Source organism: Desulfatiglans sp., assembly GCA_012513605.1.
GTDB lineage: Bacteria > Desulfobacterota > DSM-4660 > Desulfatiglandales > HGW-15 > JAAZBV01.
In genome coordinates, this window is sequence record JAAZBV010000156.1 from 131,286 (window position 1) to 145,277 (window position 13,992).

Consider the following 13,992-nt stretch of genomic DNA (forward strand, 5'->3'; position numbering starts at 1 on the left):
TTTGCCTCTTTCTGGATGGACACTACTTAAATTAAAACTGTTTTTCTTGGTGTTCTTTGCGGTTTTGCGTGATAACTCACCTTTTTACAGCGTTGTCTTATCCTGATGTTTTTATTTATCAGGATAAGACTTTATATTAAAGCAGTTTTCTGAATGGGTTATTAAATGGCTCTGGCTTTCTCTTTTCAGGGGGTCTTCTGAAATTCACGTTTGGCGCTGTTCTTTTTGGCGCTGGAGCAGACTCAGCCGCAGGCTCCGGGTTTTCCTTCATGGAAAGGGATATCCTGTTACGCGCAAGATCAACCTCCAGCACAGTCACCTTTACCTTCTGGTTTACCTTTGCAACGCTATGAGGGTCCTTTACAAAATGGTCAGCAAGGTGACTCACATGGACAAGACCATCCTGGTGAACACCTATATCAACAAATGCGCCAAAGGCGGTTACATTAGTGATGACCCCGGGGAGCCTCATGCCGGGTTTTACATCCTCTATCTTTTCAACGCCGTCTGTAAACTTGAACTGCTCAAACTGTTTTCTGGGATCACGGCCAGGTTTTTTAAGCTCGTCCATGATATCCGTGAGTGTCGGCATACCGATGGTATCGGTAACATACCTGGCAAGGTCTATCCTCTTTCTTATATCCTCCTTACCCATGAGTTCATTAATAGAGCAGTCCATGTCAACAGCCATCTTTTCAACAATATGGTATGTCTCCGGGTGCACCGCGCTTGAATCAAGGGGGTTAGCGGCGCCCCTTATCCTTAAGAAACCCGCTGCCTGTTCAAATGCCTTTGGCCCTAATCTTGGTATATTTTTCAGCGCCTCACGGCTTGAAAGCGCCCCGTTTTCATTCCTGTATTTTATAATATTTTTGGCAAGCTGTGGCCCAAGTCCTGATACATATGCAAGAAGCTGCTCGCTTGCTGTATTCACCTCAACACCAACCCTGTTAACACAGCTTATCACCACATCATCAAGCCCCTCCTTGAGTGACTGCTGGTTTACATCATGCTGGTACTGCCCTACACCTATTGACTTTGGATCGATTTTTACAAGCTCGGCAAGGGGGTCCATGAGCCTTCGGCCTATTGATACGGCCCCCCTGTATGATATATCAAGGTCAGGGAACTCCTGCCTTGCAACATCTGATGCAGAATAGACTGATGCACCGCTCTCATTAACCATAGAGATTATGATATCTCCCGGAAGACCTAAGCCCCTTACAAATGTCTCAGTCTCTCTCCCTGCCGTGCCATTACCAATAGCGATGGCCTCAACATTATATTTTACACAGAGCACCCTGATTGTATTTTCTGCGCTCCTTATGGCCTCAGCAGAACCGGATGGGTAAATGGTCTCCTGGTAAAGGAGCTTTCCCTGTGCATCAAGGCAGACCACCTTGCACCCTGTCCTTATGCCGGGGTCTATGGCCATTACCCTCTTCTGACCCAGAAAAGGCGCAAGCAAGAGTTCCCTGAGGTTGTTTGAAAAAACAGATATGGCCGTATCATCCGCCCTCTTCTTGGTCTCAAGCCTTACCTCCGTCTCCATGGACATGGAAAGTAACCGCTTGTAACAGTCATTAACCGCCTCAAGCACCTGTGCTGATGCAGGGGATTCACCCTTAACAAAAAGCCTCTCAAGAATTTTAACGGCATCATCCTGTGGAGGGGTAACCTTCATGGTGATAAAGCCCTCCTTTTCACCACGCCTCATGGCCAGCACCCTGTGGGATGGTGCGCTTGTTACAGGCTCAGACCATTCAAAGTAGTCCTTGAACTTGGCCCCCTCTGTCTCCTTTCCCTTTATAAGAGAGGTCTGGAACATGCTCTTTTCCATAAAGAAACCCCTCATGGCCTCCCTTGCTGCCTGATCCTCGTTTATCTTTTCAGCGATAATATCCCTTGCACCGCTAAGGGCATCGTCTGCTGACCCTACGCCCTTTTCAGCATCAATAAATTTTGCGGCCTCGGCTATGGGGTCTGTTTCAGCAAGCTGCGCCCAGATAATATCAGCAAGTGGTTCAAGCCCCTTTTCCTTGGCTATTATCGCCCTTGTCCTCTTCTTTGGCCTGAATGGCAGATATATATCCTCAAGCTCAGACATGGTCTGGGCATTTATTATTTTATTATTGAGTTCTTCAGTTAAAAGCTCCCGCTCCTTTAATGATTCAAGTATGCTCTCCCTGCGTTTATCAAGCTCCTTAAGCTGTTCAAGCCTGTCCCTGATATTAATAATCGCCACTTCATCAAGTGTGCCTGTTGCCTCCTTCCTGTACCTGGCAATAAAGGGCACAGTGGCCCCATCCTCAAGGAGCCTTGCAACCGCATCTACCTGTATTTGTTTAAGACCAAGTTCCTCCGCAATCTTCAACTCATGTTCAATACTCATTCATTCCCCTTTTAATAAGAACTATATTTATCACATTCAGCAAAATTAAGATTAAGAATTGGCTGACAGCTGATAGCTGACAGCTGAAAGCTCCATCCGGAATTTGTTTCTTTCCGGATGGGACTATTTAAGAATCATATTCAATTGTCTTTTTAAAGATTATCTTCGGGTGCTCCTTCATTGCCCTTTCAAGGTGCCACTCGCTCTGGGCAAGGTATGTAAGCTGACCCTCTGCATTAAATGCAAGGTTACGCGCGTTTGCCTGTTCAAACTCCTTCATGATCTTAGGGTCTTCAGCGCTGACCCATCTTGCGGTAATATATCTGGATGGTTCAAATACTGTCTCTGCTCCATACTCGGTTAATAACCTTGAGGCAGTCACCTCAAACTGGAGCACACCAACAGCGCCTAATATATACTCACTGCTGTTTATCGGCCTGAAGACCTGGATTGCACCCTCCTCTGCAAGTTGAAGCAACCCTTTAGCAAGCTGTTTTGTCTTAAGCGGATTCTTGATCCTGATTAGTTTAAAATGCTGTGGCGCAAAACTCGGTATGCCTTTAAACCTGAGGGGTTCCTTTTCAGTGAAGGTGTCTCCGATCTTTATGGTGCCGTGGTTGTGTATGCCTATGATGTCTCCCGGATATGCCTCCTCTACATTTTCCCTGTCCTGGGCCATGAGTACTGTGGCATTTCCAAGGGATATCTCACGTCCTATCCTGTGGTGCATAACCTTCATCCCCTTTGTAAATCTGCCTGAGCATATCCTTAAAAAGGCTATCCTGTCACGGTGTGCAGGGTCCATGTTTGCCTGTATCTTGAAAACAAACCCGGAGAACTCCTCTTCATATGGCGAGACCTCCCTTGTGGTGGTCATGCGTGGATATGGGGCAGGCGCCATCTCTATAAAGGCATTAAGCAGTTCCCTTACACCAAAATTATTGATAGCACTCCCGAAAAAGACAGGTGTCTGAGAACCTGTAAGGTAATGTTCAAGCTCAAATGGATTGGCTGCACCCTCTAATAGCTCCACATCCGCCCTGAGCTCTCTTGCCTGGCTGCCAAGCAGGTCATCAAGCCTCTTATCACCAAGATCCTTTATAGTTATACCATCTGTGAGTCTTGTTACACCGCCCGGTGTAAAAAGATGAAGCTCCTTTTTATAGAGGTTATACACACCCCTGAATGATTTACCCATGCCAATTGGCCATGAAAGCGGGGTGCACTCCACCTGGAGCTTTTCTTCAATATCGGCCATTATATCAATGGGGTACATGCCCTCCCTGTCCAGCTTGTTTATAAAGGTCATGATAGGGGTATTGCGCATACGGCACACCTCCATGAGCTTTTCGGTCTGTGTCTCAACCGCCTTTGCACTGTCTATCACCATCATGGCGCTGTCAACAGCGGTAAGCACCCTGTATGTATCCTCAGAAAAGTCCTGGTGACCGGGTGTATCGAGCAGGTTGATCTCATAATCCATATAATTGAACTTCATTGCGGATGCAGTAACAGAGATACCTCTCTCCTGTTCTATGGCCATCCAGTCGCTCGTGGCATGACGCGCCGCCTTTCTGGCCTTGACCGCACCTGCCTGTTGTATTGCACCCCCGAATAAAAGGAGCTTTTCAGTCAATGTGGTTTTACCGGCATCCGGGTGGCTGATAATCCCGAAATTACGCCTGCGGTCAACCTCTTTCATATGCTGTTTATTCAATAGATATTCCTCTGTATTTCATTATATAAAAAACCGGGGCCAAAGGGCACCGGTTTTTAAAAGCCGGGCTATTATATTCATATTAATAAAAAGGTCAATGGCAGGATTAGTTCCTGGGAAATATAACAGGGTAATAATTTTGGGAGAGTGTGAAACATTTTCCCATGGGATAGTTTTATCGTAGTCCTCTGAATCAAAAGCCTCTAATTACTCTCCAGCTGCGCGCGTCTAAAACCCAGATCATTCCTCATACCCTCCTCTCAGGCGGCGCAGTATTTCAAGACCGTTTTTGTTTACCTTTTTCCTTCCCCTCAAATTTTTGACTGAATCAAAAATACGTTTTTTCCCTTACTCTACCTTCCAGTCCAAAAACCTTTTTTCAAATTGATCCGGCGTAACAAGGACAGCCCTAACCTATGGTCCATCTGAACACAAACTTGACAATATTGATTGCATTGAATACATTGATATCATCGGTTAATTCATGGAGGTTTAAGTCTATGGCAAGTTTAACAATTCGAAATATTGATGATTCTCTTAAAGCTACTCTCAGAATGAGTGCAGCCTTAAATAAAAGGTCGATGGAGGAAGAAGCCAGACAAATCCTTAAGCGTTATTTATTGCATCAAAAATGTTCCACTGGCATTGGCACTCGTATTTCAAAGCTTTTTTCAGAAATTGGTGGTGTAGAGTTGCCCCAGGTATCTCGTTCATTGCCGCGCCAATCTTCCATTTTATCGAATGATTAATAATGATGTTGCTGCTTGATACAAATGTTCTCTCTGAGCTGATGCGCCCTAATCCGAATGAAGGTGTTGTCCATTGGCTGGATGCACAACCGGATGATGAGGTCTGGATCAGCGCTGTCACAGTGGGTGAAATTCGGTTGGGTATTGAACTACTACCGGAGGGTCGTCGTAAACAAATTCTAACAAAAATTGCAGATCAAATGTTTAAACAAGAATTTTCTGAAAGATGTCTTCCCTTTGATTTTGAAGCTGCTGGTGAATTTGCAAAAATTATCGCATCGCGAAAACATAAAGGAAAACCAATTACAGTTGAAGATGCACAGATTGCAGCAATTGCCATAACGGCAGATATCACCTTAGCAACCCGGAACATTAAGGATTTCTCAGATATTGAAGGCTTGGAACTGGTCAATCCGTGGGAAGCTGATATCCCCTGATCATTTATTTAAAGAGTTATGCCCCTGATGACAATAGTAAAACCCTGGCTAAAGATGGAATGTCTAAGCTGCCTCTTATTGCCGAAAATGATGACCACTGTTAATAAAATGAATCTGATTTTTTCTTCAACCATCCCATAAAAAAGCTAGGTTATTAAAGATAATAACCTTTAACCCCCTTGGTATTACAAGCTCTTCGATGTTTTTTAAATATTGAAGGACGTTTTTTCTTCACATAATGGGAGGATCGAATACGTCCCCTTTTTCTTCATTCATATTAATAAAAAGGTCAATGGGAGGATGGAATAAAGGGAAATAAGTATATTGGTGTCGAATTTGACTGAATGTCAATGTCTTAAATATGCAGTTGATTTTGAAGGTCTGATAATCAACGCATCTTTATTGCGATTTTCCAGACCTATATTATTTATGTTGAATCATTATTTATCCTGATTGTATAATGGTTAACACAAACTAAAGAAGTGCCGGACAGCACATAGGTAGACTGGGAAATCTGAATTAATAAAATATGAAAATATATTTAGACAATTGCTGTTTTAATCGACCATTTGATGATCAATCTCAACTCAGAGTGAGGCTTGAGTCAGAGGCAAAATTGAAAATCCAAGAAGAAATTCGGATTGGTAATATGGAGTTGATTTGGTCATATATATTGGATTATGAAAACAATAAAAATCCCTTTATTGAGCGAAGACATAGAATATCAGAATGGAAAAAATATACCATTGAAGATGTAGATGAAAATCATGAACTAAAAAGTATAGCTACTTCATTAAATAAAAAAGGTTTTCATAAAATAGATTCATTACATCTGGCTTGTGCAATCTTTTCCAAATGTAAATATTTCATAACAACTGATGACCAGATCCTAAAATTATCAGTTATTGAAAAAGAGATAAAAATAGTTGATCCGATCGGGTTCATAAAGGAGGTATTATCGTGATTACTGATACTGAGATCAGATTAAAAGGAATAAAAATACTGGCAAAATATCTTGGAGATGTTGAAGCCGAACGATTCATTGCCTTGATACAGAGAGAACCATTTGATTATACTAAATGGAGACAGGACTTGGATGAGGAATTTTCAATAGAAGAAATCAGCAATAAAGCAATGAAATTAAGGATGAAAAACACAGCCCAAAATGGAGATAAAGGCCTGGCATAATAGGTATACCTGGAAAAAGCTTTAACAATATAATTGAATTAACCCCCTTTCCAGCAATTACCCAAAAAATAAAAGGCAGTTAAGATAAAAACCTTAACTGCCTTTGCATTACTGGCTATCTGCCTTACTATTTCACAATGAATATCTGATATTGATCTTTTTTCCTCAAAACCCACAATTGCAGTTTTTTATAAACTGTCAATTACATAGGTTTGAAACCTAAATTTGTCTTAAATGAAGTTAATATAATGAAATAAAGTAAAATCACTCACCATATAATACCTGGGCACGAAAATCCCTGCCTATAGCCTGTCCAAGGTCTCGCATGAGCGGGTACCCTTCAGGCGGACAGAGCCCCCTGGGGGTTTTAACAGAAAGCCTTCGTTCCACCTTGATTGCCTGCCCATCCTGTTTGTAGGTTGCAGTATAACTGCCATACTGATTCTGTACTGAAACATCCTTTGGCAGCTGCATAACCTTTATCTTTTCCGGTAATGCCACTGTTGTAATCTCAACCTTTCCATACCCGCTATGGTAGCTTGGATATTTCATTTCCGGCTGATTGGTCCCAAATGAAAGGACAACAGCTGGAGATGGATTGGGGATACCGGCAGGTATCATAAATGCACCAGGGCCTGGAATAGTCATCACATTCTGAAGTGTATATGAGGTTTCAACCTTCATTTTATCAGTAAGTTTACGCGGATCACTGCCAGTTATTGTCCCTTCACCCTGCTGCCCGGACCTTGTCAGAAAGGCATTTGCGGCCATTGCCTCCTGGCCTGGAGGTATTGAGGCCTTGTAGCTGCGCAGGACATATTCCATCCCACCATTTGCAGTAACCACTGATTGCCCTTTTGCTGTGCCGTCATCATTTATCGTAATGGTAGTGATGGTTTCCATATTTGATATTTCAGGAGAGGGCTCCGGAAGCATCTTTATCCCCGCACCCTTTTCAAGCCCGCGTGTAACCAGGGCATACTTGCTGTATTCATTTGTCGGCAGTATACCAAAAGGAGCAATTTCTGCGGTAGGATCGATAAACAAATCAAAATCTGGCAGATAGGTGATTACATGGTTATAGACTCCAAGGGGCAGTGCCACGTCCGGCTGCCAGTACACATCCCCGGAATTAATAAGCACCGGCGCTGATTTTATACCTTTGGCAGAAAGTAATGCATTTAGCAGAACAACCTTGTCTTTACAGTCACCATACTGGGTCTCTATAATGGCATCGGCATCACGCGGTACAATACCCCCTACCTCAAAACTGAGGGCCACGTACCTGATATTCCCTGTTACCCATTGGTACAGAGCGGCTGCCTGATCACGAGGGCTAACTATACCGCCTGTGATCTTGTCTGCAAGTTTTTGGACCTCATCTGTTACCTTTTCCTTGTCTGCTGCACGCTTGAGATATGCCTCGGCGACCTGATTAAAGTCAGCAAAGGATGTCACTGCCAGACGCGGGCAGTAGTTTGTCTCACTGATAGCTCCCGACTCAGGGGTTTTGGCTTTCTGGTCTTTTACTGTCCAGACATATTTGGATTTACCTGGTATATCTGACTGAACCTGTCCACCTGCAACATCAATGGCCTGGATATACATTTTCATTGTTTCAGGTGCAACCAGTGTTATTTTAATTGAATCTATATCAACGCTCATAGGGAAGGTTTCAAACATTGAGAAATGGTTTTCAAACAGAGGCTTTATCTGTTTGTGTAAGAAATGATACCCCTTGCTTGCGCCCACAGATATCTGCGGAAACACAATCGCCTTCACCTTGATATCACCAAATGCAGGGGCTGATGTGCTGATTGGACTCTGCTGTGTGATTATCATATCAGCCGGAACAGGTATCTTTTCTCCCTGAGCTGTTAAGGTGTAGGCATCAAGCACTTCAAGGGACTGAAGGCTCTCACTGTAAGCAAGATATGACTGCGCCTGTGACTGGACTGCCTGATCAATATTAATCCGGATTTCACTGATTATATCCATGGTATATGTACCGTCTGCATTTACCTCATAAGTCACATCCATTTTGCTAATCGTGAGTGGTGATTTGTATTCCGGGGCCGCCATCTGTGCGGTTACTGTTCCGGTCGTGATAAGAATGAAAAATACAACTGATAAAAATGAACCAAGTCTCATAATACTTTCTCCTTTTATTTATATAATCTATTACTGTCCTTATTTATCAAAATCCGGCACTATAAATTCCAATGATTTTTCACAAAATTCCTTCCATTTGGGTGTTATATCATCAAAAATAATATTTTGTTCTTTGTATATATCATCTGTTACAACATAGTTTTCCTGGAGATAAACAATCGATTCATCTGTGAGTACCCTTATTTCCTCAACCTCTATTCCATCAATTTCCTTTTTTTCTTTACGAGTATTCTGTGTATTTTCCTTCCAGCTACGATATTTTCTCATGTCTCTCAAATGGTATGCCTTGCAATATTTTCCCATAACTTTAATCATATTGTTTTCTCCTTCAAAAATATATGAACAGAATTAATTTAATTCTGTTCATAATTATCCAAACAGTTCTAAGAGTATAAAATTACTGGACTTCAAATTGTTTTGAACTGTTGATTGTCATAGTTACACCACCAAAAGGATTTATTTCAATGACTCCTGTCACACTAACATTTTTTCCATTATAAAGATCAGGTGGAAACTGATCCTTTATTGTATCTTGAATAGCAAGAGGAAATGCTCCGGGAGTTTCCGGGGGTTTCCCGATGGAAATAGTTGTTACCTCAAAATCAGGATATTCTTTTACTCCTTCTACTTTACCAAAAACAGTAGCCTGCCTTCCAATATAATTTTCAGCCTCTGAATAATATATTTTAACCAGTTCATCAGGATTGCCAGTCTCCATATTCTTCTGAATATTTTGCTTTGAATAATTAGTTTGAGGTGTAACAGATATTTCCGATGTTTTAATTTCGGCCTTATTCAGTGTTTTTTTTGCACAGATTTGTGTTAAAGAGGTTCCAAAACCATCATATCGATTTACTGAATAATGCATCAATCCCTCTTTATCCTGAAAGTCTTTCAGCTCATCAAGCGTCCAGGTCCCGGATGTACTTGTGATACTCCAACATAAATCCATCAATACACTCGACAGATCATCAGCAGATGGAGCAGATGGTTTTATATACTCTTGAATTACATAATATCCATTTTGCTTTAAAGCTTTTGCTATTTTTTTAGAAACCAAATGATTCTCTTCTGACTTGAAATGGTGCAATAGACTTGAAACAAATATAAGATCATATTTATTCTCTCCAAAATCATCTACTAAAGCATTTCCAGCTTGGAATTTTATACGATCTTCCATATTATGCTTCTTTAATATTGATTTTGTAAATTCTTCAACTTGAGGAAGGTCAACTATCGTTGCTTTTAGAGTCGGGTATCTTTTGCATAGTTCAATAGAATAGAGTCCATGAGAACCTCCAATATCAAGCATTTCAGAAGGGTTTTCAGGAATTGGTGTAATTTTTGGGCAAATGTTGGATGTATATATTGCATGATTTTCCATAGCAATTTGATAATTACTCCATTCTTCATCAGACATTGTGTTGTGTAAATCAATTCCTTGACCTGTACGCAAATATTCTTTTAAATGAGCCATATTATTGCCCATAATTTCATAAAATCTGGCAAACTTATAATAACTAAACGGGCTATCTTTTAAGCACCATACTCTTGCCATCTTGGTTAATGAATATTTATCGTTTTCAATTTTAAAATAATCTAAAACAGCTAAAATAACCATAATTCTTTTCAATGCATCAATATTTAATCCTGTTTTTTCAGCGATTTGATCAATTGTAACCGGAGAGTCTTTTGCAGCTTCGAATATGTCTAATTGTAAAGAATTTAATACAACTTTACTGAATATATTAAATGTATATCCATGTATTGATGGAAAATTTATTAAGTTACTTTTAAAAGCCAATTGTTCTGATTCATTTTCTGCAGTCACATATTTCATAATCCTCTCCATATTTTATTATTAATTAAAGATTAACTGATTGGGGCAGCCAGATTTACGGTAAGCAATTCCTTATTTATAAGCTCAATAACCTGAGCTTGATGAGTATTAATAAACAAATGTTTTCCTGTAATCATTTTTAAACAAAAGCCTTGGTTGGTATGTCTGTTCCATGCTTCAGCATCCTCTCTGCTTGCACGCTTGTCAAATTCACCATATAATACAGTCATACCGCTACTTAATGGTTCCTCATCAATATATTCCATTGTATTGAGCATCTCTATATCTGCCCGAAGAATTGGTAGAACTATTTCCAGTATTTCTTTATTCTGGAGCACTTCTTCCGCCATACCTCCAAGCTTAATCAATTTATCAATAAATTCTTTATCTTCCATCTTGTAGTGAAGGGCATCATGGATTGGCTCTGTTAGATGAGGCGCCCGCGCTCCTGAAATAAACATATGAATTGGACAGGGGAGATCATATTTACGTAAATGACGAGTAAGATAAAAACTTATATGAGCCCCCAGGCTGTGTCCAAAAAAAATAAATGTTTTATCCAAAAATGGAAGAATAGCTGGCGCAAGGTCTTCAACCAGCTTCGGAATCCTTCTATAAGGAGGTTCATTGAACCTGATCTCACGGCCAGGCATCTTAATAATGCAAACTTCAATATCGTTTGAAATGCTATGAGGCCAGTTTAAAAAAACAGAAGCCCCTCCGCCTGCATAAGAAAAACAAAACATACGTATTTTAGCATCCGGTTGTTTTTTCGGGCAGGTTATCCACTTAGTACTGTACAAATATCAACTCCTCTTAATAGTTAAAATATCAACCAGTAACAAATTGCTCATCAAATAAAGCTTTTCCATTCAATGCTGCGGCTAAAAGTGTTTTTGTATATGGTTCCTTCGGTTTTTCAAAAATCTGTTTTACAGGACCTTGTTCCACAACCTCACCCTGGCACATTACCAGTACATAGTGGCTCAATGCTCGTATAACTTTCAAATCATGACTTATGAACATGTAGGCAATCCTATATTTTCTCTGGATATCCCTAAAAAGTTCTATCATTTGCGCCTGAACCAGACTGTCCAGGGATGATGTCGGTTCATCAAAGACTATAAATTTTGGTTTAAGCACCAATGCCCGCGCAATTGCTATCCTTTGTCTTTGCCCTCCTGAAAATTCATGGGGTAACCTGTCCAGCATATCTTTCTCAAGTCCAACTTCAATCAATGTTTTAACTATTAATTCATTCCTTTCCTGGGTTTGCATGTGAGGTTGATGCACCCTTAAACCTTCATCTATAATATTTCTAACTGTCATTCTTGGGTTAAATGCACCATATGGGTCCTGAAATACAATCTGGATTTTACTTCTCAATCGCCTCATATTCTCTTCTTTTAACAGATGTATCTCTTTCCCCATAAAAACCGCTTTGCCTTCAAATCGTTCCAATCGCAGGATAGCCATACCAAGTGATGTTTTTCCGGAACCTGATTCTCCGACGACTCCCAATGTCTGACCTTCAAATATTACAGAGGACACATCTTTTACCGCTTGGATACAGTTGACTGTTCTTTTCATTAAACCTTTTTTAATGGGGTATTTTACCGATATATTATCGAACCTGACCATTTCCAGTGCCTTGGGATCAAGAGCTGTCGGTTCTCCTTTGGGGACAGCATCAATTAATTGTTTTGTATATATGTGCCAGGGTTTTAAAAATATTTTTTCGATTGTGCCCTCTTCAACAATTTCACCATATCTCATCACTGCGACCCTGTCCGCTATCTTCTCAACAATACTTAAGTTATGCGTGATAAGTAAAATTGCCATCTGTGTGCGGATTTGAATCTCTTTAAGAAGTTCAAGAATCTGCGTCTGAATTGTGACATCAAGAGATGTAGTCGGCTCATCAGCAATCAACAGATCAGGACTATTAGCCAGTGCCATGGCAATCATAACACGTTGACGTTCTCCTCCTGAAAGGTTATGTGGATAAGCATTCAGCCTAGATTCACCTTCCGGAAATCCTGCTATATTTAACAATTCAATTATCCTGGTTCTTTTTTCTTTTTTGGATAATGGGTGATGTTGAGTGATCATTTCACCTATTTGTTTTTGAACGGTATGCAATGGGTTCAGTGAGACCATTGGTTCCTGAAAAATCATTGAGATGCGTTTACCCCTGATACCGCGTAATATTGTTTCAGGTTGTTTGAGTAGCTCCATGCCATCGAAGGCTATAGAACCTTCCAGCTTAACAACATTACCAGGTAGCAGTTGAGGTATAGACAATCCTGTTACAGTCTTACCAGAACCAGATTCTCCTACCAGGGCAAGAATTTCTCCTTTATGGATGCTCAGGTTTGCTTCTTTAACCGCCTCTACAATACCATTGCCGGATGAGAAAGAGACTGTCAGTTTTTTAATAGTTAATAGTTGTGATGATGTCATATCTTTTTAGGGTCAAATGCGTCTCTGAATGCTTCACCAATGAATATGATCAGGACAAGAGTTATTGAAACGGAAAAAAAGCCCACAATACCAAGCCATGGCGCCTGTATATTTGCTCTCCCCTGGGATAATAGTTCGCCAAGAGATGCAGATCCTGCTGGCAGACCGAAACCAAGAAAATCCAGGATTATCAACATTGTGACTGCACCGCTGAAAGTAAAGGGAATAAAGGTCATTGCTGCAACCATTGCGTTTGGCAATACATGCTTTAAAAGGATATTATATCTTTTTACTCCCAGTGCCCGCGCCGACTTAATAAAATCAAAATTTCTTATCCTGAGTACCTCTGCCCTTACCACATTTGATAATCCTGCCCATGAAAAAACCAGCAGTACACATATCAGTATCCAGAATCCCGGATTAATAATGCTAAAGATGACGATTAACAGAAAAAACAATGGCAGCCCGTTCCATATCTCTAATAAACGCTGAAAAATAAGATCTACCAGCCCCCCCAAATAGCCCTGAACAGCCCCGGTTATTATTCCTATAATGGATGAAAAAATCGTTAATATTAAAGAGAAAATTATTGTTGTTCTGAAGCCATAAATCAAACGGGCAAATACATCCCTGGCCTGATTGTCTGTGCCCAGAGGGTTTTCAATGGATGGCGGTGATGGAACAGGCATTCCTGGTATTTTATTAATAGTTCTGTAGCCATATTTGAAAGGCGGCCAGATCATCCACCCATTGGAAATTATCTCTTCAATAATAAAGGGGTCCCTGTAATTCGTTTTAGCAAGAAAACCACCAAATACCGATTCAGGATAATCAACAAATACAGGGAAATATATTTGTTTTTTATATCTCACAATCAGAGGCTTATCATTTGAAATAAATTCTGCAGGCAGTGTGAAAATTAGAAGAAACAGGAATATCAACAGACTATAATAGCCACGTTTGTTTGCCTTGAACTTTTTCAGGCGTCTCCGGTTTACATCTGATGATTTTAATCTTAAAAAATTATAGGACAT

At 40.6% G+C, this 13,992-nt stretch carries 12 protein-coding genes; 4 read left to right on the top strand and 8 right to left on the bottom strand.

Annotated elements, in window-relative coordinates; translation table 11 throughout:
- Positions 1-136: 136 nt before the first annotated feature.
- Together GX654_22300 and GX654_22305 are read right to left on the bottom strand one after the other, a co-directional pair.
- On the bottom strand, positions 137-2,392 hold the full coding sequence (locus GX654_22300) for an RNA-binding transcriptional accessory protein (protein NLD39594.1): 2,256 nt from the start codon (positions 2,390-2,392) through the stop codon (positions 137-139).
- A gap of 127 nt (positions 2,393-2,519) precedes the next feature.
- Positions 2,520-4,109 (bottom strand): peptide chain release factor 3, encoded by a 1,590-nt coding sequence (locus GX654_22305; GenBank protein ID NLD39595.1) that lies wholly within the window; start codon positions 4,107-4,109, stop codon positions 2,520-2,522.
- A 500-nt stretch (positions 4,110-4,609) separates the two neighbouring features.
- On the opposite strand from GX654_22305, the gene GX654_22310 reads away from it, so the two are divergent.
- From GX654_22310 to GX654_22325, 4 genes are all read left to right on the top strand, one after another.
- Positions 4,610-4,858 (top strand): plasmid stabilization protein, encoded by a 249-nt coding sequence (locus GX654_22310; GenBank protein NLD39596.1) that lies wholly within the window; start codon positions 4,610-4,612, stop codon positions 4,856-4,858.
- Positions 4,859-4,863: 5 nt separating this feature from the next.
- The gene (locus GX654_22315; GenBank protein NLD39597.1) at positions 4,864-5,295 is read left to right on the top strand and encodes a type II toxin-antitoxin system VapC family toxin; all 432 of its coding nucleotides are present in this window, start codon (positions 4,864-4,866) and stop codon (positions 5,293-5,295) included.
- A gap of 529 nt (positions 5,296-5,824) precedes the next feature.
- Positions 5,825-6,259, top strand: coding sequence for a PIN domain protein (locus GX654_22320; GenBank protein ID NLD39598.1), 435 nt, complete (start codon positions 5,825-5,827; stop codon positions 6,257-6,259).
- The gene (locus GX654_22325; protein ID NLD39599.1) at positions 6,256-6,483 is read left to right on the top strand and encodes a hypothetical protein; all 228 of its coding nucleotides are present in this window, start codon (positions 6,256-6,258) and stop codon (positions 6,481-6,483) included. The genes GX654_22320 and GX654_22325 overlap by 4 nt, the downstream gene beginning before the upstream one ends.
- Positions 6,484-6,747: 264 nt before the next feature.
- Here the strand turns inward: GX654_22325 and GX654_22330 are convergent, their stop codons facing one another.
- From GX654_22330 to GX654_22355, 6 genes are all read right to left on the bottom strand, one after another.
- Positions 6,748-8,634: a DUF3857 domain-containing protein gene (locus tag GX654_22330; GenBank protein ID NLD39600.1), complete on the bottom strand. Its 1,887-nt coding sequence runs from the start codon at positions 8,632-8,634 to the stop codon at positions 6,748-6,750.
- Positions 8,635-8,673: 39 nt separating this feature from the next.
- A complete protein-coding gene (locus GX654_22335; protein NLD39601.1) occupies positions 8,674-8,967 on the bottom strand; it encodes a hypothetical protein in 294 nt (97 codons plus the stop codon).
- Between the two features lie 85 nt (positions 8,968-9,052).
- Complete coding sequence (locus GX654_22340; protein ID NLD39602.1) at positions 9,053-10,495, bottom strand: methyltransferase domain-containing protein; 1,443 nt, start codon at positions 10,493-10,495, stop codon at positions 9,053-9,055.
- Positions 10,496-10,527: 32 nt separating this feature from the next.
- On the bottom strand, positions 10,528-11,298 hold the full coding sequence (locus tag GX654_22345) for a thioesterase (GenBank protein NLD39603.1): 771 nt from the start codon (positions 11,296-11,298) through the stop codon (positions 10,528-10,530).
- 28 nt (positions 11,299-11,326) lie between these two features.
- Complete coding sequence (locus tag GX654_22350) at positions 11,327-12,958, bottom strand: ABC transporter ATP-binding protein (GenBank protein NLD39604.1); 1,632 nt, start codon at positions 12,956-12,958, stop codon at positions 11,327-11,329.
- The gene (locus tag GX654_22355) at positions 12,955-13,992 is read right to left on the bottom strand and encodes an ABC transporter permease (GenBank protein ID NLD39605.1); all 1,038 of its coding nucleotides are present in this window, start codon (positions 13,990-13,992) and stop codon (positions 12,955-12,957) included. The genes GX654_22350 and GX654_22355 overlap by 4 nt, the downstream gene beginning before the upstream one ends.

Coding starts and splice junctions, on each gene's coding strand:
- GX654_22300 (NLD39594.1), bottom strand. CDS start 2,392: ATGAGTATTGAACATGAGTTGAAGATTGCGGAGGAACTTGGTCTTAAA.
- GX654_22340 (NLD39602.1), bottom strand. CDS start 10,495: ATGAAATATGTGACTGCAGAAAATGAATCAGAACAATTGGCTTTTAAA.
- GX654_22350 (NLD39604.1), bottom strand. CDS start 12,958: ATGACATCATCACAACTATTAACTATTAAAAAACTGACAGTCTCTTTC.
- GX654_22315 (NLD39597.1), top strand. CDS start 4,864: ATGTTGCTGCTTGATACAAATGTTCTCTCTGAGCTGATGCGCCCTAAT.
- GX654_22355 (NLD39605.1), bottom strand. CDS start 13,992: ATGTCCTATAATTTTTTAAGATTAAAATCATCAGATGTAAACCGGAGA.
- GX654_22320 (NLD39598.1), top strand. CDS start 5,825: ATGAAAATATATTTAGACAATTGCTGTTTTAATCGACCATTTGATGAT.
- GX654_22330 (NLD39600.1), bottom strand. CDS start 8,634: ATGAGACTTGGTTCATTTTTATCAGTTGTATTTTTCATTCTTATCACG.
- GX654_22310 (NLD39596.1), top strand. CDS start 4,610: ATGGCAAGTTTAACAATTCGAAATATTGATGATTCTCTTAAAGCTACT.